We start from the raw sequence: 24137 nt of genomic DNA, 5'->3' as shown, positions 1-24137 counted from the left end.
TCGTGAAATCACGGTATATCAAAAAGCTTAAAAAAATATGTTAATTACAAATATTTGACTGTTAATTGCTTAACAAATGGCACGTGTTTGGTGTTATGGATAATAAATTACCACATCGCTAACGCTAAACAACCCAAACATGTCAAAAAAAGTAGCCGAGCAACTTGTAGAAATGCTGATACAGGCCGGCATCAAACGCATTTACGCCATTACCGGCGATAGTTTAAACGAACTTAATGATGCCGTACGCAGAACGCCCGAATTAAAATGGATCCACGTACGCAATGAAGAAGCAGGCGCTTTTGCAGCTTCGGCCGATGCGCAACTGAGCGGGCTTGCCTGTTGTGCAGGAAGCAGTGGTCCCGGGCATGTGCACCTGGTGAATGGCCTTTATGATGCTCACCGGTCAGGAGCACCTGTTTTAGCCATAGCATCTACCTGTGCTACTAAAGAGTTTGGCAGTAACTACTTCCAGGAAACCAATGTTATCAAGCTTTTTGATGACTGCAGTTACTATAACCAGGTGGCTGCCAACAACAAGCAAGTACCCCGTATGGCACAGGCGGCCATCCAAACCGCTATTCAGCGCAAAGGGGTTGGCGTATTGGGTTTACCAGGCGATGTGACAGGGGAGGATGCTGTTGAAATCGACTCGTCGGTAAATAACTTTTTTTGCAAGGCCAACATTACCCCGGTATGGGAAGAGTTAGTAAAACTGGCCGACCTGATTAACCGATACCCCAAAGTTTGCATTTTTGGCGGGATAGGCTGTGCCGGTGCTCATGATGAAGTGGTTGAACTGGCGGCACTGATCAAAGCGCCGGTTGGTTATTCGTTCCGTGGCAAAATGTTTTTAGAGCATGATAATCCCTATGAGGTAGGCATGACCGGCCTGCTTGGCTTGCCCGCTGCGTATCATAGCATGCATGAAAGCGATTTGGTTATCCTGCTTGGCACCGATTTTCCTTACACGCCTTTTTATCCCCAGGATAAAAAGATAGTGCAGATTGACATCAAGCCCGAAAACCTTGGTCGCCGGGCAAAATTAACGATGGGGCTTTATGGTGATATAAAATCTACAATTAAAGCATTGATCCCTTTAATTAAAGAAAAAACCGACAGCAGCTTTTTAGATGCGCAACTTCATATACACGCTAAAGTAAAAGAGCAACAGCAAGCCTATATTAAGGATTTTGGTGAACATGATGCTATTCATCCGGAAGCTTTAGCCGCTATTGTAGACGAATATGCATCTGCCGACGCCATTTTTACCTGCGATACCGGAATGTGTAATGTTTGGAGTGCCAGGCATATCAGCGCCAATGGACGGCGATCAATGATCGGGTCGTTTGTTCATGGATCTATGGCCAATGCTATGCCGCATGCTATCGGAGCGGCGCTGGCCTGTCCCGAAAGGCAGGTGGTAGCCATGTGCGGCGATGGCGGTATTTCTATGTTGTTAGGTGACTTAGCCACTATTAAACAATATGATCTGCCTATAAAGATCATTGTATTTAATAACAGGAGCCTTGGCATGGTAAAGCTGGAAATGGAAGTAATGGGCCTGCCCGATTTTGAAGTGGACATGCACAATCCTGATTTTACCATGGCCGCGGAGTCAATGGGTATAAAGGGGATCACTATTAATGACCCACAGGACCTTGAACAGGGCATAGCCGAAGCTTTTGCACACATAGGACCAGTTTTAGTAAATGTTTATACTGACGGAACCGCCCTTGCCATGCCGCCGCATATCGAACTTAAAATGGTTAAAGGAATGGCCGTTTCCATGACCAAAATGATGCTTGGCGGGAAATTTGATGAGGTTTTGGCTACCGTGAAAGGTAACTACAAGCATCTGCCCGAAATATTTGATTGATATACAAATGCTTGGATAGCATGCAATTAAATCGAATTGGCATTGATTGATGAGATATTGTTTTCTTTAATTTATCCTGTTAACAAAATATGGTATTAAAATGATTAAAATGTATGATGTGGCGAGGCAGTTTTGTCGTGGTTGTTAAGAAGTATTCCGACCACAATTTGATGCGAACCGTTACTTACGCTTTTAAGTGCCGAGTTCGTAAAATCATATGAATAACCAACGTTTACAAATGAGTTAAGGTTGAAACCTGTAAGTGCCGCAAATGAATCGTCCCGGCGATACGAACCTCCAATCCAAAACTTATCTTCAAATAATAGTTTCATATTTAAATCAAATGTGGTAGGTATGGGTTGTATCACTTTTACCAAAAACGAAGGTATTATTGCTATATTATCTGACAAAAAAAGCTTTGTACCAGCTGTAAAGAAATAATGGGGCGTTGTTTTGTATCGACTGGTATTTACAGATGTAGTTGTGTAGAAATTTTGTGATATAAGTTGTTGCACCGACAAGCCTATAAAGTAATTGGAAGAATAGGCCCACACGCCCAGACCCAAATCAGGCTTCCATTGGTTATTGTTGATGCTGTTAAGCACCATATCTCCATCATCAATTCCGCCGAAATGAAGCAGTGAGAAGTTAAGCGAATTATGTCTTAAACCGGCTGATACACCGACAGCCAAATTGAGTGTACTGGTAAGGCTTAGGTGATATGCATAAGTAGCATCGATATTGGTTTGAGTAATAGGACCTGTTTTGTCAGATACTATTGTTAAACCTATGCCATGATGCGGTTCGGCAGCCTTGTATTGCTGCATGTATTGCTTGCCCGATAGATTTGAGGCAGAGTCTGCCTTTAAAAATTTATTTCCAAATGGGGTATTTACGGTTAAATAGGCAGTTACAGGAGCCCCCTCAAGCCCTGTCCATTGACTGCGATAGCCTAATTTTACATCACTATAATTTTCAATGCCTGTTAAAGCAGGATTAAGGAGATAATTATTGAAAATGTATTGAGTGTATTGTGGGCGTTGCTGTGCGAATACAAGCTGTATACCCGCTGCAAGAAAGGCAATTGTATATAAAATTTTCTTCATTAATTTATCTAATGACAGTTACATATCCGGAAATAGCCTTACTTCCGTTTTTTAGATTTATTATATAGTAATAGGTTTCATACGGAAGTTCATTGCCCTTACTTTTTCCATCCCACGGAACATCATAACCTATTGAAGAATATAGCCTTTCTCCACGTCTGTTGTAAATATCAATCGTGCTATTGGGGTAGTTCTCAATATTTTTGATGATCCATGTGTCATTTTGTCCATCTCCATTGGGGCTAAACGCGTTTGGAACTATGATACTCAGGGCAGATTGTTCAACCGTTAATATGCCATCAGCGTATCCAATATCGTAATTTTGCGACATTGCAGCTTGCGGAGAAATAGGGTACTGGCCCAAACGGGAAGATATAATAGCAGGAGTAACAAATGTTGGCGGCACACTTAATGAAGTTGCATTCTCGCCATTTTTGAAACCGGTGTACGTGGCATCAAAAACAGGGTTAGGTTGACCAAATCCCCGCGTTTTATCATTTGCTTTTATTAGCAGTTTTACCTTATTTATAATTACCCGGCCTTTATTGTACTGTATATTATAATTTGATGCCTTAAAGCTACCGCCCGTTGCAGCCGACGGTACTACGGCGTTATCATAGGTATTCACCGCATCGGTGGGTAAATTTCCAGTATTGTATGTAACTGTTAAGCTGCCAATTGTTTCTGAGTTTTGTAAGCCTGTAACTGTAAAAGCAGTAAAACCAGGCCCACTTTTAAGCTCGTTTCCATATGCCTTTACTACATCGGCAATTGCGACAGATAACGGAGCGGCTTTTACCTCGCTGTTGGTTATTGAAACGTTGCCGCTAATTGCTCCCTGGCTGCTCAAAGTTATAACATCTGAATAGGTACCTACAGCTGCGTTAGCAGCCAGGCGTACATAAACAGTTGCGGTTGCTGATCCTGTTGTGCCTATGTTAATAGTTGGGCTAAAATTTAAGTTATTGGTGCTAACTTCAAAACCAGCTGGCGGGGTGACTAAAATACCAGATCGCAATTGAGCGCCGGACAATACAAAACTATTAACAGACGACGGAACTCCGTATGTGGAGCTTAATGATTGAACGGCTCCATTGGAAACTATCGCAGGTGCCTGTCCGGCATCAATTGTTAAATCTGCAGGTACATATGTAATTGTATAATTGTCTGCATTGAAATTTTTGGCACTAATGTTTTTTACAATTATTGAATTGGTATAAACACCAGGTATATCCGTTGCCAAAGCCCCCCCGGTGTAAGATAAACTTACACTATAAACATTATCGGAATTAAGTAATCCCGTGGCTCTGAAGGAGCCGGAATTAGGCGCGTCTATAAGCGTTTGCCCAAAAGATTTGTGAGTGGCGAGTGCACTTATCGTTACCGGAGCAGGCGTAACCGAACTTGGGGCTATGGGAACCGTTATATCGTTAACACCCTGGGCCGTAATTACTATATTGCCGGTGTAATTCCCCACATTGAGGCCTGAAGTCAGTCGGACGTACACCGTTTTCGGAGTGACAATTTCGCTTTGAGATAAACTGAGGGTGTGGGCAAATTTGACGTTATCTTCGCTTACATCAAAATCGGCAGTGGGGCTTATCAGAACCCCGCCAATAATATTGGCTCCGTTTACTGTGAAGCTTGTTGACTGTACAGACGGTGCCCCATAAACGGCTGTGAGTGCTTTAGGTATACCATTTGTCTTTAAAAATGCTCCGGTTGAAATTACTGATATAGTAAACGATGCAGATGGCCCTGAGCAGCCAATGCCATGATTTGTAAAGTTTTTATCGGCAAACGTTGCCCCCGAACTTAAATACTGTAGTATAGAATCCTTCTCGGTATTTATGACAGCTACTCCTGACGATCCAATTCTTCCGTCTGTAACATATGCTGTACTACCGTCAGCGCTTATAGCAATTCCGGACGCTCCATATACATTCTGGATCTTTTTAACATTATTTACGACGCCCGGGCCAATCACCGTTACTGTATTGTTACTTTGATTAGTTATGTAACGCCTGGAACCATCGGGAGTTACAGCAATGCTGGTAGCATAATCGTCTACAGAAAATTCGGACGAGTTGATTAAATCACTGTCGAAATTACGAACGGAATTTCGCGACAGCACATAAACGCTGCCCTGGTTACTGACCGCCACTTTTAAAAAAGGTATACCAATATTGTTCGTCGTAACAGAGCGAATCAATGAGTTGTTTTCAGTATTGTAAACACGAATGGTCGTTTGACTCAAAAGATATAATTTCTTTTCGTCTGGGCTAAGTGCAATATCAACTATGACTTCATACGCATTAAAAGGCAGTACCTGCATTGTTGTGTTAGTATTATTTATAGTATTAAAAACTCTGTATCCGTTCTCATATGAAACGTACAAACGACTTCCCTCATATGATGCCGCCATCGGGCCCAGAGCGGTAGCTGGTAAAGCTGTGATATCCGGAAGTTTTGTGTGATTTACGGTGTTGATAACTGATATTGTTGGCCCTGTCTGGTTTAAAACAAACACCCTGGTTCCATCGGCTGATGTAACTGCAGTTTTTGGGAAATCACCTACCTGAATAGTATCCACATATTTATTGGTTATTGTATTAAGCACGTTTACCGAATGCTGATTGTAGTTTGGTATATACGCAAACCCCGGGAGCTGTGGTGTTACTGTTATTGTTGCTTTTGCAGTATCAAGTGTTTTATTGACAGCAACAAATGAAGCTATATTCCCGGTACCAAACGCCGGTAAACCTATCGATGGGTTATTATTAGTCCAGGTGAAGATTTTTCCGTTGCCTGTGAATTTAATTGGAGCAGTACCTCGCCCTGCTATAAGTGTCTGGTTAGATACTGAGTTCACTGTTGCTGAAGGCAAACCGTCGACAGGGACATTTAAACTTGTAATTTCGGGCGAAGATAACACAATATTGCCGTGTACATCGCCTGTTGCAGATCTAACATAAACGAATTGATCGGTAATGGCGCCATCATAGGAGTGAGGTGTTATTGTTATGGCACTGCTGTATCCACTTTTTTCAGCAAGTGAAACTTCAAAATTAGGTGGTGCTGTAACGGTGACGTTATTTGTCAGATAACTGCCTGAAAACTGAAATAACTGAACTTTGGTATTATTAGCGCAGGATAGCGTACCCTTCATGTCATCAATCTTTACTGATGGAGGGGTTGCTTTTACTGTTATCGTAAACTTAATTGGGGCGCCGGAACAGCCCAGCGGATGTACAGTGAAGTTGTTGCCGGCATTGGCGAATTCTCCCACGGTAGTTTTTATTACCGAATCGTTAGCGGTATTTATTATAGTAATCCCCCCGCCACCGCCGGTCGCATCATTATAGATGACATAAACATATATACCATCTGAACTTACTCCCACCGACGTTGGGGAGCCATTTATTGGTATGGTTTTCAGTTGCACATTATTCACAACATCAATTACAGAAACTGAATTAAAAACACCATTTGCGACATAAACTTTATGTCCATCAGGAGTTACTGCCATACTGCTGTTGTTTCTACCGGCAAATGGTATTAATGCCAGCTTTGTTAAATTAGCATCAAACACGTATAGCCCGGCGGTTGAGTTCATATACACCCTGTTGCCATCATTGCTTGTTTTAACTAATGTGAAATTTTCATTTGGGGCGGCTGAAAAATAACCTGGTTTTGAACCAATGGCCAGAGAGCCCGTTGTTATATAACATATATACCCCCCAAACTTATCAGTACTATAGGAACTTGTATAGTAAGAAGTCTTGCCATCGGGGCTCACGTCGGCATCAAAAAGTTGTTGGTCTGACGACACCGTGTACTTGTTTGTTGAAAGGTCGTACTCAATAAAACCACCAGATTGGCTAACTCCATATAATTTATTTGAAGATGGAGCAAGCATCAATTTTTTGAAGGATATTCCATCTTTAACAGGCAGCACAGATGATATTGTATTAGTAATAGCATCAATTACAGAAATATTTTTAGAATTAGCTACATATACTTTTTTACTGTCATAGGACACTGTTATGGCTTGTGGTGTTCCCGCCAAATTAATGGTATCAACAATAGCATTTGTTGAGGTGTTTAATACATAAACTGCTGCTTTATTTTTAGCTGGTAAATAAGCAAATCCACCCGGTGCCTGAGGGGTAACTGTAATTGTTGCTTTTAAAGGAACATTACCAAAGTTTTTGTTCACAGCTTTAAATGAATTGATATTGCCAAAGCCATTTGCTGATAAACCTATGGCCGGCGTATCATTTGTCCATGTAAATGCTGTTTGTCCACCAGTAAAGGTAACCGGATCAGTAATCTCACCATTCGCTTTTATTTGGTCGGGTACCTGGTTAACTACGGGAAGGCTACCGGTAATTGTACTTACTTTTCCTGTTACAGGAACCGATACAGTGACGGCCCCTGCCGAACTTAATACAACCGATTGGCTATTGTAACCGGCGGGCGCGGTTGCGGCCAATCGTACATAGGTTATCGTACTATCAATTTTACCCGATACAGGGGGAATAATTATGCTTTGGCCAAATCCGCTATTTGCTGATAGTGATACTTCAAAGTTTGGGGGCGCAGTTACCCGGAGAGCTGTTGCCAGGTTTGATGCTGATACTGCAAACTGTTGTATATCAGGATTAATAGATGCGGTTCCAAGGCAGGCTAAGTTAGTACCTGTAACGCTTGTATTGGTAATTATGGGTGCCGTTGGTGATATAGGGTTAACGGCAATGGTATACGTTATGGTTTGATAATCAGGATGCGCGTTCCCAATAGATGCGGGCGTGTTACCAACCGGTATATTCTCCTGCGGATCACTATTATTGGTTGTAGTATTAATGATCGATATAGAACCACTGCTCCCTGTGTTTGCCACATAAATCCATTTACCGTCAGGGCTTTCTGATAAACCATACGGTAATGCTGCAACGGGTACTGTAGCAACAATAGCTCTGCTTGCAATATCTATAACTTTAACCGAACTATTTTGATCAGTTAAATATAATGTTTTCCCATCATGAGATAACAAGATACGATCCTGGGGCGCCGACATAAAACGGCCAACAACATATGTTGATGCATCAATAAAAGTTAAACCTTTATTTTCAGATGTTACATATAATGTTCCACCATCCGGGCTGATGGCGATATCCTGAGGTCTACCCGCTACATCAAAGGTCTTAATCACTTCGTTGGTAGCTGTACTTATTACAGAAATACTACCCGGATCCGGGCTGCTGCTTATGCCTGACGGAGGAAAGGAATTGGCTACATAAAGCTTGCCGCCATCAGGACTAATAGCTAATGCTCTTGGAGCCTTTCCTACAGTGATGGTCTTAATAATACTATAATCGGCAGTATTTACAACCGATACTTTGCCTGTTAATTCTCCTGAAGTATAATGGAGTATGTAAAGTCTTGAACTGTCAGGGCTTAATGTTAATTCTCTCGGGGTTATGGGTAATGGAATGCTATCTGTAATGGTATTAGCTGCAGGGTTAATGATTTTAATGTTCACGGCTTCCAGGTCAGAAACATATATTTTGCTGCCACCCTTAGTCGGCAATGCGAAAATTGGCCACTTAAATCCTGGGATAGTGGCAACTGCTTTATTTGTTATAGTGTTAATTACGCTAACAGTACCGGAGGCCGCGTTTGTTACATAAGCGAAACCTGGTATAACGGGTGTTACTTTAATAGTAGCGGTTTGTTTTATTTCGGTATTGTTTACTGCCGTAAAGGATGGAATACCTGTACTTGTACCACTGGCAGCTAAACCTATTGCAGGGTTGCTGTTTACCCAATTATATTGAAGACCTCCGGGGAAATTAATGGTTGTTGTGGTATCGCCATGGTTAACGGTTTGCTGCCCCCATGCATTTTTAAAAAGGCAAAACAAAGCAATAAAAAGAAATCGCGAAAAAAGTTTTAGTTTCATGGGCTTAGGCGCTTGTTATAAAAGTATGTAAAATTGCTTCCGTAATTGGTAAAAAAGATGTTACATTGAAATAATTAATAAGATTGTGGAGTTGCTTCGGATATTGGAATTTTAGTGAGTTCTTTATCTCCTCTAAATTTCCCTACTTTTAAGCCCGCAATGGAAGCAAAAAATAATAAGAAAACCATTTGGGCCTGGTGCATGTTTGACTGGGCCAATCAGTCATATAATATCGTTGTCACCTCTACCATATTCCCAGCATACTTTGTGGAGGTTACCAAGTTCAATTCAAAAAACACCCAAATGGTAACCTTTTTGGGGCACAGGTATGTTAATACGGTTTTATCAAATTATATATTGGGTTTGTCATATCTTGTGGTGGCAGCTATTTTACCAATCCTTACTTCTATAGCCGATTATCGGGGCAATAAAAAATCGTATCTGCAATTGTTTACCTGGCTGGGTAGTTTGGCTTGTGCAGGCTTGTTTTTCTTTAAGCCCGGCGGTGGATTGGAAATTCCGATGCTTTGCTTTGGTCTTGCTTCTATAGGTTATTGCGGTGGTTTTGTGTTTTATAATTCTTATCTCCCTCAAATAGCCACGCCCGATAAGCAGGACGCTGTAAGCGCCAAAGGGTTTATTTATGGTTATGTAGGCAGTATTGTAGTGCAGGTATTATGCTTTATCGTAGTGCTTCAGCCCAATTGGTTTGGCATTACCGACGACTGGCTGCCTGCGCGGATCTCATTCCTAATGGTTTTTGTATGGTGGATAGGTTTTTCCATTATCCCGTTCCGCATGTTGCCGAAAGGGCAGCCCAATGCGGGCAAGCATAGTTATAACGTGCTTACCGGCGGCTTTAAAGAACTGGCGAAGGTTTTTGGCAAAGTGCGCAAAATGCCGCTGCTCAAACGCTTCCTGGTGTCGTTTTTCCTTTACTCGGTTGGTGTACAAACCATTATGCTGGCTGCGGCTAACTTTGCTGCCAAAGAATTGCACATGCCCGATGCTGCCCTGATCTCTATTGTGCTCATCATCCAGGTGGTTGCTGTGCCGGGGGCATTGATCGCCTCCAAATCATCGGAGAAATTCGGGAATGTGCGTACGCTGGTAGGTTTGGTGGCAATCTGGTCGGCCATTTGTTTGTATGCTTACTTTATCACCAATTCTACCCAGTTTTATGTTGCCGCGGTGATCATTGGTATTGTAATGGGAGGGGTACAATCCTTGTCGCGTTCAACCTACTCCAAATATTTGCCCGAAAACATCCCGGATACAGCTTCGTATTTTAGCTTTTATGACGTCACCGAAAAGCTGTCGATTGTGGTAGGCCTGTTTTGTTTTGGCTTTGTGGAAGCTGTGACTAATGAGATGCGCGACTCGACACTTGCCCTTGATGGTTTTTTTGTGTTGGGCCTTATTATGCTCATCGTGCTGATGTTTAAAGAAAATAAACTTCGCAAACAGCGGGTTGAAGTGGAGGCTTAAACAATTTGGCGGCAGGCTTGTACTATCAATAAATAAAAACATAAGCCATGATCCACACAGTTAACCACAACGTTACCGGCGATAACGGCACGCAAAGAAATATCATTATTGAGCCGGTACTGCATCAATCAACAAATCATGAGTTAAATGCCACCGGCTTGTACAAACTTTATAAAGGTGGGGCCGATGGGGAAGCTACGCTTTTTGAAATTCAGGAGATAGCTCCCGAAATTGGTGAAAGCAAGCCGCTGCTGGATGATAACAAAAATCCGGATTATTTAGGACAGATCCGCTTTGAGGGTGATGTTACTTCTAAGTGGCATTATTCGGAAGGCACTTTATCGAATTATGAGCAGCAACAGGTGGTGGAGTTTATCCAAAATACAAATTAGTTAGTTTTTCTTTTTTCCTGCTGACATAGGGCTGTCACCATGGTTTGGTTACTTTGTATTGTAATCAAAAACAAAACATCAAAGCAATGGAAACTAACACAAATCAACAATCAACAGAAACTGCAGCAGCATCTGTTTATACACCCGATCAACTTTTACAAAGCTGGCTTGGCCAGCGCCGGGTAACCCGCAGGGTTATAGACGCTTTTCCGGAGGATGCCTTATTTAATTATTCGATAGGTGGTATGCGCCCCTTTGCCGATATGGTTAAAGAGTTTATTAGTATGGGGGGGCCTTGTGTAAGAGGCGTTGTAACAGATAACTGGACACCAATTGCGGGTCTGGATCATCATACAGGTAAAATAGCAGCGACTACAAAGGCGGAACTGCTGCAACTTTGGGATGAGGCCACTGAGGAAATCAAAACCTATTGGCCCCAGATTACGCCCGAGCGTTTCCAGGAAACAGTACTGGCATTTGGCCAATACGAAGGATTAGTCAATTATATTTTACAGTACGTTATTGATAACGAGATCCATCACCGCGGCCAGGGCTATGTTTACCTTCGCAATTTAGGTATTGAACCGCCTGCGTTTTATGACAGGAGTTAAATAACGCTTTATAACGATATTGGAAGGCTTCCCGTCAGGGAGGCCTTTTTTAATATGGAAATCGCGTTTAAAATAATTCGATCGGTTTTACTAATCTCATACCGAAAAATTTTTACACAAATGCTTTGCAAGCGCTCCACAATTAATCGAATTATACGAATCTTAAATTGATTCAATTCGTGTAATTCGATTAATACGTAAAAATTAGTGTCAAAATTTTTCATTTATTGTTTTTCAATCCGCATGTGGTTAAAGGTGATTTCGGAACAGCGGGCGGAGTTATCCTGGCGCTTTACGGCATCGTAGCAACCTGGCAAACCGCCAATTTCGGCAGGGTGTATGCAGCTTATATGGGTATTTTTATTGTAATGGCCTTGTTATGGGCCTGGAAAGCTGATGGCTTTAAGCCCGACCGTTATGATATTATTGGTGCTTTGATTGCATTGGTAGGCGCTTGTATTATTGTTTATGCACCGCGCGGGCATTGATAAGTACTATTGTTGGACTTTTTTGCAGTTTCTAAAATTTGCATACATTTAGTGAGCAAATGGAAAATAAAAACAACAAAAAAACCATCCGCGCCTGGGCTTTCTTTGATTGGGCCAACTCAGCGTATAACCTTGTCATCACTTCAACCATTTTTCCGGCATACTATGTAGCTATAACAACTAACCATGCCAACGGCGATAGGGTCAACTTTTTTGGAAAAAGCTTTGTAAATACTGCTCTTTCAGATTATGCTTTATCGGCCGCTTACCTGGTAATGGTTTTGCTGCTGCCTATATTATCATCCATCGCCGACTATAAAGGCAATAAAAAGATCTTCATGATGTTTTTTACCCTGCTTGGTTCGGCCGCCTGTTGTGCGCTCTTCAACTTTGATAAAGACCATCTGGAGTTAGGTATCATTTGCTTTGCGCTGGCGGCTATAGGTTATAGTGGTGGCTTTGTGTTTTACAATTCATACCTGCCCGAAATCGCCACTGTTGATATGCAGGATAATGTGAGTGCCAAAGGTTTCACCTATGGCTACATCGGCAGTGTACTGCTTCAGCTTATTTGCTTTTTGTTTGTGCTGAAAGGGGAGTGGTTTGGTATTGTTGACAAAACCTCCGCGCCCCGATTGTCGTTTTTGCTGGTAGGCTTATGGTGGATAGGTTTTGCTATGATCCCGTTCAGCGTATTGCCTAAGGGCAGCCCAAATGCGCAAAGCCACAACCATCATATTATAAAAGGCGGTTTTATTGAATTAGGGCACGTTTGGAGAAAGGTTAAGGAAATGCCGTTGTTAAAAAGGTTTTTACCGTCGTTCTTTTTCTATTCGATGGGTGTGCAAACCATTATGCTGGTGGCAACCGGTTTTGCTGCAAAAGAGCTTAAAATGGAAACTCCGCAGTTGATCACTATCATTTTAATTATTCAATTGGTTGCTATTTTGGGTGCTACGCTGATGTCGCGCCTGTCGGGTAAATATGGTAACGTAAGGATTTTAATTAGTGTAGTGATCCTGTGGATCGCGGTTTGTATAGCTGCTTACTTTACCTATACGCAAACACAGTTTTACATCATAGCAGTGGTGGTTGGTTTGGTGATGGGAGGGATCCAGTCCATGTCGCGCTCAACCTATTCAAAATATCTGCCCGAAAATATCCCCGATACGGCATCTTTCTTCAGTTTTTATGATGTTACCGAAAAGCTGGCCATAGTAGGCGGGGTATTTAGCTTTGGCTTTTTTGAAGAAATAACCGGCAGCCCCCGCAATTCTGTTTTAGTATTGGGCGTATTTTTCATTATCGGCCTAATTTTATTGTTTTCTTTATTGAAGGCCGAACGAAACGTCAATAAAAATTTGGATTTTAGCGCCCGTTAACTAATTTGTGCCGATGAAGGTTGAGTTGTTTGTACCGTGTTTTATAGATCAGTTGTTTCCGGCAACTGCTTTTAATACTGTAAAAGTGTTGGAGAAAGCAGGCTGCAAGGTTAGTTATAACCCTGCGCAAACCTGCTGCGGTCAGCCGGCCTTTAATGCCGGTTTTTGGGACGATGCCAAAGAGGTTGGCAGTAAATTTCTAAGCGATTTTTCGGAAGACAGCGTTATTGTTTCACCTTCAGCATCTTGTGCCGGAATGGTAAAGAATTACTATAACGATCTGTTTACCAATACAGCTGTTCACAATAAATGCAGGGCGATACAGGGAAATATCTATGAACTATCCGATTTTTTAGTAAATATCCTGGAGTTCGACTATTTCGGTGCCGAGCTTGATGGCAAGGCTGTGTATCACGATAGCTGTGCCGGTCTGCGCGAATGCAAAATAAAGGATGAGCCGCGCCAGTTGCTCTCCAAAGTACTTGGCCTCGAACTGCTTGACCTGAAAGACGGTGAAACCTGCTGCGGTTTCGGCGGTACCTTTGCCGTTAAGTTTGATGGCATTTCAACCGCCATGGCGCAGCAAAAAGTAAATAACGCCCTTGATGCCGGTGCGGAATACATCATATCTACTGATGCCTCATGTTTAATGCACATGCAGGGGTATATCGACAAAAATAACCTGCCTATCCAAACCATGCACATTGCTGATGTTTTGGCTTTGGGCTGGGGGAATGTGTAATTTCTGTCATTCTTTAATCAGTTTCAACTTCAAGGTATCATCATATACTTTGGTATCCCATTGCATTTGCTTACCGTTGTAGTTGCTGATCTTTACCTTTGTTGTATCTCGTTTTGTACCTCCGTCAAAAACAATGTCGAACGTTTTTTTGCCTGTCAGATATATGTATTGACCAAACCATGCGCGGTTAGCCTCAAAAACATAAGGGTTGGCACAAAATGCAATCCGGCCGCCGTCTTCTATATAAACGTAGCACCAGTTTTGCGCACCATTCATCCATTCGTTTTTACCCACGGGTTTGCCGTTCCTGATAAGCTCATCTATTTTCCATTTTCCTGCAAAGGCCGATGGGGGGACGGCTGCTACATAACGGTAAATACTATAAAACGCAAGACCGATTACTAAAAGTTTTAAAACTGGTTTTGCAAAACTTAGCCTTAAGGGCGGTATTGCTACGTCTTTAAATAAAACAGGTTTAATATCCGGCCATCGTAGTAGTAAAAGGTATAACAATCCGGTAGTTATAATGATTGAGTTCATAAATGCCCCTGCGGCTATATCATAAAATGCATTGATCAGTACAATGTTTAACATTATGGGCAGTAACATGCAGGTGCCCAGTAAGGTAGTACGCCTGAATAAAAGCATAACGCTGCCGCCAATCTGAAGCAAACCCAGGATAACCGCGAAAGTATATGAATGTCCAAAATAATTCCATGTGAGGTCAAAGCCGCTTAACTTACCTACAGGAGTATTATCCCTCATATAAACGTGTGCAAATTGAGTTTTCAGGATCTTGGCAAAGCCATAAGCCGACACTTGAAAGGCAAGAAAGTACCGCATAACGCCACGCATAAATGCGTGCCTTATCCCCGAATTAAAACCTTCCTTGTTGCTTTTTTGATGCCAATAAATGGAATACATCATCGAAAAGATACACATCCCGATGATAATCCAGGTAAAAATAACTGCGAAGGATAACTCACCAGAAGAACTAAACAGCTTGTAAAGTAATGTGCCCCACATCATCATTAAGCAATCGTAGATAGCTACGAGCAGATACAGGCATTCAAGGAACTTGGCAAACCAATAGGAGCGGGGTGTGGTATTCATAGCTTATTTGCGTTCAATATCCAGGATAGATCCTTCTTTGGCCATCTCTACAAGAAATGGTTTGGCAATACCTTGCTGGGCGTTATCATAGGCGGTATCACCCTTTGCCGCGATATCATCAAGGCCCTCTTCACGGTCCGATTCATATTTGTTTAAGGCCAGGTAAACAGAATCGCCGGAAACCTTATTTACCCTGTAAAGGGTATAGTGATCGTTTTTAAGTTTGACATGAAATACATCGTTCTTTTGTGGCGATAAAACCCATTGGTTTACTTTTTTTGCTTTCTGCTTTTCGCTGATATAAAAAAATATCGAACCGATAACGAGCAGGAAACAGCCTGCAAATGTCCACACAGGTATTGTAGTTTGAGACTTTATATTATCATAGCTTAATTTGAGCGAGGCGGGCATTTCCTTAAGCTTCAAAACCTGCCTGCAATGGAGGCATTGGGATACGCCTGTTTTACCTATCGGGAAAAACGGGATCCAGAAAATATGCGCCCAGCGTTGAAATACATTCATCTGGATACTGTTGGCAGTATTGCAGTTAGGGCAGGTGTCGCTTGTTATTTCAGCTTTTAATAGTTTCGCTTTGATGCCGTATATGATCATGATATGGGCGGTTTAGGGTTTACATTTATCCGCACTGAAAATAGGCAAATTACCAGGATTATGAAAATACCAGGCCTATAAAGAGGCTCTTGTTTATAGAAAAACTAAAGCAACGATGGTGGCACTGTTTTGTCAGCGGGTATTGGCAATAGGCCCTGCAGGTTCAAAAAAACTCAAAAAAAAGCCAAAAAAAGCCGAAAATAGATGTACGTCCTTAAGTGATGAATTTATACTCCATAAAGTTTTAGTGGTTGATAATCAAATATTTATCGATGTTTCGGGCGAAATATTAAAGCTTTGATTATCAATGTGTTTCATAAAAATCATGTTTTGCGTTTCACTCTCAAAAAATGGAACATTTTAAAAAATGCCCGAAAGCAGGAAATATTTTTTTTGGAGAATGGCGATTTTGAGACACCCATATTTTTTGAATTACTTTTACCGTGCTGTGAAAAATGCCCCGGACCAACATTTTATAAAAAACTGTATCTTTGCCGTTTGAAATGAACAAGAAAGTCGCTTTTTACACTTTAGGCTGCAAGCTGAATTATTCAGAAACCTCATCCATTGGTCGGCTGTTTAACCAGGCCGGTTATGATACGGTAAATTTTACCGAAACACCGGATGTTTTTGTGATCAATACCTGCTCGGTAACTGACAATGCCGATAAAAAGTGTAAGAAGATCGTTAAAGAGGCCCTTAAGATTTCGCCTAACGCCTATGTAACTATAGTAGGTTGTTACGCGCAGCTAAAACCACAGGAAATTGCCGAAATTCCGGGTGTTGACATGGTGCTTGGCGCTGCCGAAAAATTTCAGATAGTTGACCATATTACCGACTTAACCAAAAGGCCAAAGGCGCTGGTGCTTAATCAGCCGGTTTCTGAAGCTAATGAGTTTGTTCCCGCATATTCTTTTGGCGACCGTACCCGTACTTTCCTGAAAGTGCAGGACGGTTGCGATTACTCTTGCACCTTTTGTACCATCCCTTTGGCCCGCGGCACAAGCAGGAGCGATACTATTGAAAACGTTGTTGCTCAGGCAAAACAAATTGCTGAGTCGGGCGTAAAAGAAATTGTGCTTACCGGCGTAAACCTTGGCGATTTCGGGATCCGGAACGGTAAACGCGAAGACAAGTTTTTTGATTTGGTTAAGGCCCTTGATGAGGTAGAAGGGATCGACCGTTTCAGGATCTCATCCATAGAACCTAACCTGCTTACCGACGAGATCATCGCTTTTGTAGCTGCTTCAAAACGTTTCGTACCGCATTTTCATATCCCGCTGCAATCGGGTTCGGATAAGATCCTGGGCTTGATGCGCCGCCGTTACAAACGCGATTTGTATGTTAACCGTGTTGCCAGGATAAAAGAGCTGATGCCCGATTGCTGCATTGGCGTGGATGTTATTGTTGGTTTCCCCGGCGAAACAAGGGAGGATTTTATCGATACCTATAACTTCCTCAACGAACTTAATATATCGTACCTGCACGTATTTACTTATTCGGAAAGGGAAAATACTTTGGCCGCTCAGATGACGGGCGCGGTACCCGGCTCGGCAAGGGGCGAGCGGAGTAAAATGTTGCATATCCTGTCGGATAAAAAACGCCGTGCTTTTTATGAAAGCCAACTCGGTAAAAACCAGGAAGTTTTGTTTGAGGGTGATATCAAAGATGGCTTCATGCACGGCTTTACCCGTAACTATGTAAAGGTACGTACCAAGTATGATCCTGTACTGGTTAACGAATTGAAAACGGTGCACCTAACAAATATTTCACCTGATGGTGATGTTGAAATAACAGAAGGCGAAGAAATATTAGTGCATTAAATTCTATATTCGCCTTAAAATATAACCTATGTTTCCAACGCTTACATCGTTACTGAAATACCTTTTTGGTTTTAATCTTCCTTTGCCTATACAAACCTTCGGCTTTTTTGTGGCGATAGCTTTTGTTGGCGCTTATTGGGCATTTGGCCAGGAGTTTAAACGTAAAGAAGCGTTAGGCGTAATCCATACTTTTAAAAAACGTGTTACTATCGGGTTGCCGGCTTCAAATGCCGAGCTTGCGGGAAATGGTATTTTTGGCTTCATATTAGGCTATAAAATTGTTGACTGTATCCTTAATTACCAGGCTCTTATAGATAACCCGCAGGAGTTTTTGTTATCCCTGCGAGGCAACTGGATAGGTGGGATCCTTGGAGCTGCAGCGTTCGCGTACTGGGCATGGCATGAAGCTCAAAAACAAAAGCTTGATAAACCGGTGACCAAAGATGTAGATGTACATCCCAATGAATTGATGGGTAGTATATTGTTATGGGCAGCCGTGTTCGGCTTTGCGGGTGCCAAGCTGTTTAATGCGTTGGAAAACTGGGGCGACTTTATGAAAGACCCGGTTGGCATGCTGATAGGCTTTAGTGGTTTAACCTTTTATGGCGGTCTGATCTGCGGTGGCGCGGCAGTACTCTATATTGCTAACAAACACGGCATTAAACCGCTGGATATGCTTGATATCGGTGGCCCGGGCATGATGCTGGCTTATGCTTTAGGCCGTATCGGATGCCAGATGAGCGGCGATGGTGATTGGGGTATAGTTAACCTGGCGCCAAAGCCTCATTGGTTAAGCTGGGCACCTGATTGGATGTGGAGCTTTAAATTTCCGCACAACGTGAACGACGAAGGTGTGCAGATGATGGATTGCGTGGGTAAATTTTGCCATGAACTTCAATATCCGGTTTATCCAACTTCATTTTATGAATCTGTAATTTGTTTATTACTGTTCTTTGTATTGTGGAAAATAAGGCACATTTTTAAAGCTCCGGGCGTTTTGTTTGGTATATACATGATATTAGCAGGCGTTGAGCGTTTCTTTATTGAGCTCATCAGGGTTAATACAAAGTATGTTGTTGCGGGTGTTTCATTTACCCAGGCCGAAATGATCTCTGTGATCATGGTTTTAGGTGGTATTACACTTATTGTAACCGGATTAAACAAAGAAAAGAAAGCGCTGGGCACAACAAATGGCTGATAACAAATCAAAAGGCAGTTTAATCCATAACCAGGTATTCAGATTTGTAGTTTCGGCCGGTGCCGGCTTTTTGGTGGATGTTTCGGCGTTTTATCTTTTTTACCACAACCTGCTAATACAGCACACTTACCGGATATTCGGGCTTACCGTTCGTAACTATACCGTATCATTGGCATTATCGTTTTTTATGGGCGTGGTAGTTAATTTTTTAATTACCCGTTACATGGTGTTCAATGAATCTAAATCCGCGCCGCGCAAGCAGTTTTTTCGCTTTGTAACGGTGGCTATAATCGGTTTCTTCGCCAACTTATCAGTTGTAAAAATATTGATCCAAACTTGCAGCTTTAACCCTACAGTAGCACGGATCTCGGCTGCATTAAGCTTGTTCTTCGCCAGCTTTTTTATCCATAAAGTTTTTTCATTTAGCTTATCATTAAAACATAACCATGCAAACAGCGAACATCATAAACCAGGTAATTGAAGTTTCAAAACAGGCAGGTGATTTCATCAGGCAGGAACGTAAAGCATTTGATCCTGATAAAATAGAATATAAAGGCCTCAACGATATGGTATCATATGTTGATAAAACCGCCGAAGAAACCATTGTAAAAGGCCTGAGCAAAATTTTGCCTGAGGCCGGTTTCATTACCGAAGAAAAGACAACAACCAAAATAGGCGAGCGTTACAACTGGATCATTGACCCTCTGGATGGTACTACCAATTTCATTCATGGAGTACCCGCGTTTTCGGTAAGTATTGCTTTGAAAGAATATGATGAACTGATAGCCGGTGTTATATATGAAATAAACCTTGATGAATGCTTTTACGCCTGGAAAGATGCGCCCGCATATCTGAATGGCAAAGAAATCAGTGTAAGTAAAAACGAAACAATAGGCACCAGCTTATTGGCAACCGGGTTCCCATATTACGATTTTACCAAGCAGGCCGCCTATATCGAATTGTTTACGGAACTGATGCGCAGCAGCCATGGCTTACGCCGTTTAGGTTCTGCAGCAGTAGACCTGGCTTATACCGCCTGTGGCCGTTTTGATGCTTTTTATGAGTATAACCTTAACGCCTGGGATGTGGCCGCCGGTATTGTGATTGTAAAACAAGCAGGAGGCGAAGTGGTGAACTTTAAAGGCGGCTCTGAGGTATTGGATACCCGGGAACTGTTAGCTACCAATGGGAAGATCACGGGGGAGATGTTGGGGGCGATACAGAAGTATTTCAGGTAATACTTTTACACCTTTATTCCTTAGCATATCCCAAAAGCAATCCTTTATAAAGTTGCAATTGCCTCTTAAGCGCATGTTGCTGATCTTTTGGTAATATTATTTGAGCGTGGCCTTTGTTATCGTTAAAACGAACAATGACCTTATCTGCTGTTACAAGTTTTAATAATATTGAGATTTTGTCGTCGTAAATCGTCTCCTCGCTGTATTCGTTTATCCAATGCTGTAAAGAGTCTGTCGCAAAATCGGGTTTGTACAGGAGACGTTTACCATTTATAACAAATGTCAAACTCTGTAATCCTAAAGGTTTTTTATTTATATGTTGACAACCAAAATAAATGTTGCAGCCTGTTATGTCATAACAATTTATATAGGCGTATAAACCGGTGACTGGCTTACCGACTATTGAATTTTTATCTCTGAAATACGTTGCCTGAACCGCAGACTCTCTTGTGATATTGCTTGAATCTTTAATTAACTTTTTAAAGAGTTTCTTATCCACATTGATTGCGGCTAATTTTTTGAGACTCGCTTGCGCTGTTTCTGACAATTCAACAGATTGAGTTGGAGTGTTTAATATTGAGGTGTCAATAACCATGCTACCACTATAAGTAGTCTTCTGCTCCGATCCAATCATTTTAGCTATGAATATTACCACCATGATGGCGACCGAAGCTATCAGAGCGATACTACATCCAAGATTTGTATTTTGCTTATCGGTAGGAAAATCATCTGACTGGAGTGTTTCATTGGCATCACCATTTTCCATGCCTTCCAATTGATTTTCTGCATATTCTATTACGATTTCTGTAGATGATAACGTATTATTTGTCTGCGGTTTTTGATGGTAAGTTGTTCCGCAGTATGCGCATTGAATTGTTTGATTTGCGCTTGCAGTTAATATTGCACCGCAATTCTTACAATTTAGTAATTCATTAACTTTCATAATTTAGAAAGTTAGAGTAAACCAAGCATTATCGACTGAAATTAAAATGTGGCAGTTGGGAATATCAATCAAATTAGGCATTGTGATAACGTTTAAAGATTGGGTAGCTAAAATAAAAACTTATAGACAGATAACCTCATTTAATTATAAACAGGATTAGGGGTAAAAAAGCAAAAAGCCTCTCATTTTCATGAAAGGCTTTCGGGTAAGCAATGGGGCTCGAACCCCAAAATCAATATCATTATAACGCTTCAGAAACCACCTCGGTAACTTCAGGCACCATTCGTTTAAGCAAGTTTTCGATACCGGCTTTAAGGGTTACGGTTGATGATGGGCAGCCGCTGCACGAACCGCGAAGTTCAACAGTTACAACACCCTCGTTAAATGAGCGGTAAGAGATAGCGCCGCCATCCTGCTCAACAGCCGGGCGAACGTAATCATGCAGGATCTGCTGAATTTTAACCTCGGTTTCAGTGCCTTCAAAGTTTCCGGCTTCGGCTTCTTCCTCTAACTGGATCTTTAATTCTGACTCGATTGCACCTTTAACAAACTCTTTCATTATCGGTTCAACATCTGCCCATTCGCTGCCTTCAGTTTTGGTAATGGTAACAAAATTGCTGGCAAAGAAAACGCCGTTTACAAATGAGAACTTATACAGTTCCTTTGCAAAAGGTGAATGTTCGGCACTTTCCTTAGTAGGAAAGTCAACACTGCCATTAATAAGCAGTTTATTAACTATGAATTTCATAGTTGCCGGGTTAGGCGTTAATTCGGTATATACGTTGATATTCATCGTTTCGTGTTTTTATTCAATCTAATTAACAAATTTAACTACCTTTTTTATTAAAAACTACCCTAAACTTTGTTATGACATGCGGATGATTTTCGATTTCAGATGTGCAGATTTCAGATGTGCAAATTGATGTATAATTAAAGCATCAAAAAATCATAATAAAATTTGTACATCTGCACATTTGAAATTTGAGCATCCAACTCAAATTCCCGTATAGTTCAATGGTGTTATCTTTTTAATTTCCTCCTTGATAGCATCACTTATATCTAACGTATCAACAAACTCGGCTATTGTGTTGGCGTTGATCTGCTGATTGGTGCGGGTAAGATCTTTCAGGGCTTCATATGGATTAGGGTAGCCCTCACGCCTTAATATGGTTTGGATGGCTTCAGCAACAACCGGCCAGTTAGCTTCCAGGTCGGCATTAATGGCATCGGTATTCAATAGCAGCTTGTTTAATCCTCTTACGGTTGATTTAATGGCGATCAGTGTATGCGCAAATGGTACACCGATATTCCTCAACACGGTTGAGTCGGTTAAATCGCGCTGTAGCCTTGAAATTGGCAATTTGGCCGCAAGGTGCTCAAACAAAGCATTAGCGATGCCCAGGTTACCTTCCGAATTTTCAAAATCGATAGGGTTAACCTTATGCGGCATGGCCGATGAACCAACTTCGCCCGCTTTGATCTTTTGTTTAAAGTAATTCATGGATATGTAGGTCCACATATCACGGTCGAGATCAATCAGGATATTGTTAACGCGTTTCAACGCATCGCATTGAGCAGCAAAGTTATCATAGTGCTCAATTTGGGTGGTAAACTGTGAACGCTTTAATCCTAAAATATTGTTCACGAAGTTATTACCAAATGCCTTCCAGTCGATAGCCGGGTAAGCAATATTATGCGCATTAAAGTTACCGGTAGCGCCGCCAAATTTGGCCGAATTTGGAATAGGTTTTAGCAGCTCAAGCTGGTTTTCCAAACGCTCAACAAAAACCAGGATCTCTTTGCCTAAACGGGTTGGCGAAGCAGGCTGGCCATGCGTATGTGCCAATAACGGAACATTTTCCCACTCGGCAGCAAATGCTTTCAGGATACCAATCAGGTTATTAATGGCAGGGTAGTAGCTGTTATTCAGAGCAAGCTTAAAGGTATATGGAATAGCAGTGTTGTTGATATCCTGAGAAGTAAGGCCAAAGTGAATAAACTCTTTGTAAGGCTCCAAACCTAATTTATCAAACTCTTTTTTAATGAAATATTCAACCGCTTTAACATCATGATTTGTCGTTTTTTCAATCACTTTGATACTCTCAGCGTCATCTTCCGAAAAATTCCTGTAAATATCGCGTAACTTTTCTGATAGATTTTTATCAAATGATTGTAACTGAGGTAGTGGATATTCGGCAAGTGCTATGAAATATTCTATCTCAACAAATACACGGTACTTGATAAGGGCATATTCTGAAAAGTATCCGGCAAGTTCGGCGGTGGTGTTTCTATAACGGCCATCAATAGGCGAGATCGCTGAAAGTGGAGTAAGCGTCATATTAAAAGAGTGGTATAATTTTTTGCAAAGGTAATCATTTTTGGGGTGCCAGCGGCAGATTAAAAGCTTCACAATTAAACCACAGGATAAAAAGCATAAATTAAATGGATTTTAAAAATAAACAAGTATCTGTAATGAAAAAGTAAAAATGAATGGAAACTTTTTATTCAAAAAATGTTTCCTTAGTTTTGACCCGGAAAGTCAATGAGTCAAACAGAAAGAATTATAAAAGGCGCTGAAGACCTGTTTTTAACGGCGGGGATTAAAAGTATCACGATGGATGATATAGCCAGGCACCTTGGCATGTCAAAAAAAACGATCTATCAATTTTTCAAGGACAAAAACGAATTAGTTGTTGCCCTTACAAAAAAGAAATTGAAGGAAGATGAGGATCAAATGAATGAGATTATCAGTAAATCAGCTAATGTGATTGAGGAGATGATCAACATGACCAAATGCTCAGAAGAGATATTTTCAAGGATCAACCCGATTGTTATTCATGATTTGCAAAAATATCATGCTGAAGCCTGGGAAGACTTTCAAAGATTCAAGGCCGGGGTACTGATCCAAAAAATGGAAGAACTTTTAACTAAAGGCATGGGTCAGGGTTACATTCGTAAGGATATTGACGTAAAGATAATGGCACGGATGCGGGTTAACCAGGTGGAGTTGGGTTTTAACACTTCAATATTCCCGGTAACTGAATTTAGCCCCTGGAAGGTACAAGTTCAGTTTTTAGATCATTTTAACTATGGCATTTGTACGCTTGACGGTTACAAGCTGCTTAACGAATATAAAAATATTAATAATGAATAACCG

General features: G+C 41.5%; 19 protein-coding genes. 12 read left to right on the top strand and 7 right to left on the bottom strand.

What is annotated here, in order from left to right; translation table 11 throughout:
* Positions 1–139: 139 nt before the first annotated feature.
* The gene (locus tag ACEN82_RS13275) at positions 140–1879 is read left to right on the top strand and encodes a thiamine pyrophosphate-dependent enzyme (RefSeq protein ID WP_413317411.1); all 1740 of its coding nucleotides are present in this window, start codon (positions 140–142) and stop codon (positions 1877–1879) included.
* Between the two features lie 104 nt (positions 1880–1983).
* Here the strand turns inward: ACEN82_RS13275 and ACEN82_RS13270 are convergent, their stop codons facing one another.
* Both ACEN82_RS13270 and ACEN82_RS13265 read right to left on the bottom strand, forming a co-directional pair.
* Positions 1984–2985, bottom strand: a complete 1002-nt coding sequence (locus tag ACEN82_RS13270) for a PorP/SprF family type IX secretion system membrane protein (RefSeq protein ID WP_413317410.1) — start codon at positions 2983–2985, stop codon at positions 1984–1986.
* Between the two features lie 4 nt (positions 2986–2989).
* Positions 2990–8950 (bottom strand): T9SS type B sorting domain-containing protein, encoded by a 5961-nt coding sequence (locus ACEN82_RS13265; RefSeq protein WP_413317408.1) that lies wholly within the window; start codon positions 8948–8950, stop codon positions 2990–2992.
* A 159-nt stretch (positions 8951–9109) separates the two neighbouring features.
* On the opposite strand from ACEN82_RS13265, the gene ACEN82_RS13260 reads away from it, so the two are divergent.
* From ACEN82_RS13260 to ACEN82_RS13235, 6 genes are all read left to right on the top strand, one after another.
* Positions 9110–10438 (top strand): MFS transporter, encoded by a 1329-nt coding sequence (locus ACEN82_RS13260; protein ID WP_413317406.1) that lies wholly within the window; start codon positions 9110–9112, stop codon positions 10436–10438.
* 47 nt (positions 10439–10485) lie between these two features.
* Positions 10486–10830, top strand: coding sequence for a hypothetical protein (locus tag ACEN82_RS13255; RefSeq protein WP_090525244.1), 345 nt, complete (start codon positions 10486–10488; stop codon positions 10828–10830).
* 86 nt (positions 10831–10916) lie between these two features.
* The gene (locus tag ACEN82_RS13250; protein WP_413317404.1) at positions 10917–11441 is read left to right on the top strand and encodes a DinB family protein; all 525 of its coding nucleotides are present in this window, start codon (positions 10917–10919) and stop codon (positions 11439–11441) included.
* A gap of 227 nt (positions 11442–11668) precedes the next feature.
* Positions 11669–11929: a YnfA family protein gene (locus ACEN82_RS13245; RefSeq protein ID WP_413317402.1), complete on the top strand. Its 261-nt coding sequence runs from the start codon at positions 11669–11671 to the stop codon at positions 11927–11929.
* Positions 11930–11988: 59 nt separating this feature from the next.
* The gene (locus tag ACEN82_RS13240) at positions 11989–13311 is read left to right on the top strand and encodes an MFS transporter (protein ID WP_413317400.1); all 1323 of its coding nucleotides are present in this window, start codon (positions 11989–11991) and stop codon (positions 13309–13311) included.
* Positions 13312–13324: 13 nt separating this feature from the next.
* Positions 13325–14053 carry a (Fe-S)-binding protein gene (locus ACEN82_RS13235; RefSeq protein ID WP_413317398.1) on the top strand — a complete coding sequence of 243 codons (729 nt, stop codon included), beginning with the start codon at positions 13325–13327 and terminating at the stop codon, positions 14051–14053.
* Positions 14054–14059: 6 nt separating this feature from the next.
* Here the strand turns inward: ACEN82_RS13235 and ACEN82_RS13230 are convergent, their stop codons facing one another.
* Together ACEN82_RS13230 and ACEN82_RS13225 are read right to left on the bottom strand one after the other, a co-directional pair.
* Entirely contained in the window at positions 14060–15166 is a 1107-nt protein-coding gene (locus ACEN82_RS13230) for a hypothetical protein (protein ID WP_413317396.1), read from the bottom strand.
* Positions 15167–15169: 3 nt separating this feature from the next.
* Positions 15170–15778 (bottom strand): hypothetical protein, encoded by a 609-nt coding sequence (locus ACEN82_RS13225; RefSeq protein WP_413317394.1) that lies wholly within the window; start codon positions 15776–15778, stop codon positions 15170–15172.
* Positions 15779–16281: 503 nt separating this feature from the next.
* On the opposite strand from ACEN82_RS13225, the gene mtaB reads away from it, so the two are divergent.
* From mtaB to ACEN82_RS13205, 4 genes are read left to right on the top strand one after another with little or no spacing between them, the layout of a single operon-like run.
* On the top strand, positions 16282–17601 hold the full coding sequence (gene mtaB / locus ACEN82_RS13220; protein ID WP_090525258.1) for a tRNA (N(6)-L-threonylcarbamoyladenosine(37)-C(2))-methylthiotransferase MtaB: 1320 nt from the start codon (positions 16282–16284) through the stop codon (positions 17599–17601).
* Positions 17602–17629: 28 nt separating this feature from the next.
* The gene (locus tag ACEN82_RS13215) at positions 17630–18799 is read left to right on the top strand and encodes a prolipoprotein diacylglyceryl transferase (RefSeq protein ID WP_413317392.1); all 1170 of its coding nucleotides are present in this window, start codon (positions 17630–17632) and stop codon (positions 18797–18799) included.
* Positions 18792–19280 carry a GtrA family protein gene (locus ACEN82_RS13210; protein WP_413317390.1) on the top strand — a complete coding sequence of 163 codons (489 nt, stop codon included), beginning with the start codon at positions 18792–18794 and terminating at the stop codon, positions 19278–19280. The genes ACEN82_RS13215 and ACEN82_RS13210 overlap by 8 nt, the downstream gene beginning before the upstream one ends.
* On the top strand, positions 19246–20037 hold the full coding sequence (locus tag ACEN82_RS13205) for an inositol monophosphatase family protein (protein WP_413317388.1): 792 nt from the start codon (positions 19246–19248) through the stop codon (positions 20035–20037). The genes ACEN82_RS13210 and ACEN82_RS13205 overlap by 35 nt, the downstream gene beginning before the upstream one ends.
* A gap of 13 nt (positions 20038–20050) precedes the next feature.
* On the opposite strand, the gene ACEN82_RS13200 is transcribed toward ACEN82_RS13205, so the two are convergent.
* The 3 genes from ACEN82_RS13200 to purB all read right to left on the bottom strand — a co-directional run bounded on the left by ACEN82_RS13200 (position 20051) and on the right by purB (position 23318).
* Positions 20051–20980, bottom strand: a complete 930-nt coding sequence (locus ACEN82_RS13200; RefSeq protein WP_413317386.1) for a hypothetical protein — start codon at positions 20978–20980, stop codon at positions 20051–20053.
* Between the two features lie 241 nt (positions 20981–21221).
* Positions 21222–21773 (bottom strand): NifU family protein, encoded by a 552-nt coding sequence (locus tag ACEN82_RS13195; RefSeq protein WP_090525267.1) that lies wholly within the window; start codon positions 21771–21773, stop codon positions 21222–21224.
* 201 nt (positions 21774–21974) lie between these two features.
* On the bottom strand, positions 21975–23318 hold the full coding sequence (purB, locus tag ACEN82_RS13190) for an adenylosuccinate lyase (RefSeq protein WP_413317384.1): 1344 nt from the start codon (positions 23316–23318) through the stop codon (positions 21975–21977).
* A 204-nt stretch (positions 23319–23522) separates the two neighbouring features.
* On the opposite strand from purB, the gene ACEN82_RS13185 reads away from it, so the two are divergent.
* Complete coding sequence (locus ACEN82_RS13185; RefSeq protein ID WP_413317382.1) at positions 23523–24134, top strand: TetR/AcrR family transcriptional regulator; 612 nt, start codon at positions 23523–23525, stop codon at positions 24132–24134.
* The last annotated feature ends 3 nt before the right edge of the window (positions 24135–24137 follow it).

The sequence above is a fragment of the Mucilaginibacter sp. Mucisp73 genome (genome assembly GCF_059491465.1).
This window is presented reverse-complemented; position numbering and strand designations above follow the sequence as displayed.

Excerpts from the sequence above, each read along its gene's own strand:
- ACEN82_RS13275 (WP_413317411.1), top strand. The coding sequence starts at position 140 with ATGTCAAAAAAAGTAGCCGAGCAACTTGTAGAAATGCTGATACAGGCC.
- ACEN82_RS13270 (WP_413317410.1), bottom strand. The coding sequence starts at position 2,985 with ATGAAGAAAATTTTATATACAATTGCCTTTCTTGCAGCGGGTATACAG.
- ACEN82_RS13265 (WP_413317408.1), bottom strand. The coding sequence starts at position 8,950 with ATGAAACTAAAACTTTTTTCGCGATTTCTTTTTATTGCTTTGTTTTGC.
- ACEN82_RS13260 (WP_413317406.1), top strand. The coding sequence starts at position 9,110 with ATGGAAGCAAAAAATAATAAGAAAACCATTTGGGCCTGGTGCATGTTT.
- ACEN82_RS13255 (WP_090525244.1), top strand. The coding sequence starts at position 10,486 with ATGATCCACACAGTTAACCACAACGTTACCGGCGATAACGGCACGCAA.
- ACEN82_RS13250 (WP_413317404.1), top strand. The coding sequence starts at position 10,917 with ATGGAAACTAACACAAATCAACAATCAACAGAAACTGCAGCAGCATCT.
- ACEN82_RS13240 (WP_413317400.1), top strand. The coding sequence starts at position 11,989 with ATGGAAAATAAAAACAACAAAAAAACCATCCGCGCCTGGGCTTTCTTT.
- ACEN82_RS13235 (WP_413317398.1), top strand. The coding sequence starts at position 13,325 with ATGAAGGTTGAGTTGTTTGTACCGTGTTTTATAGATCAGTTGTTTCCG.
- ACEN82_RS13230 (WP_413317396.1), bottom strand. The coding sequence starts at position 15,166 with ATGAATACCACACCCCGCTCCTATTGGTTTGCCAAGTTCCTTGAATGC.
- ACEN82_RS13225 (WP_413317394.1), bottom strand. The coding sequence starts at position 15,778 with ATGATCATATACGGCATCAAAGCGAAACTATTAAAAGCTGAAATAACA.
- mtaB (WP_090525258.1), top strand. The coding sequence starts at position 16,282 with ATGAACAAGAAAGTCGCTTTTTACACTTTAGGCTGCAAGCTGAATTAT.
- ACEN82_RS13215 (WP_413317392.1), top strand. The coding sequence starts at position 17,630 with ATGTTTCCAACGCTTACATCGTTACTGAAATACCTTTTTGGTTTTAAT.
- ACEN82_RS13210 (WP_413317390.1), top strand. The coding sequence starts at position 18,792 with ATGGCTGATAACAAATCAAAAGGCAGTTTAATCCATAACCAGGTATTC.
- ACEN82_RS13205 (WP_413317388.1), top strand. The coding sequence starts at position 19,246 with ATGCAAACAGCGAACATCATAAACCAGGTAATTGAAGTTTCAAAACAG.
- ACEN82_RS13200 (WP_413317386.1), bottom strand. The coding sequence starts at position 20,980 with ATGAAAGTTAATGAATTACTAAATTGTAAGAATTGCGGTGCAATATTA.
- ACEN82_RS13195 (WP_090525267.1), bottom strand. The coding sequence starts at position 21,773 with ATGAATATCAACGTATATACCGAATTAACGCCTAACCCGGCAACTATG.
- purB (WP_413317384.1), bottom strand. The coding sequence starts at position 23,318 with ATGACGCTTACTCCACTTTCAGCGATCTCGCCTATTGATGGCCGTTAT.
- ACEN82_RS13185 (WP_413317382.1), top strand. The coding sequence starts at position 23,523 with ATGAGTCAAACAGAAAGAATTATAAAAGGCGCTGAAGACCTGTTTTTA.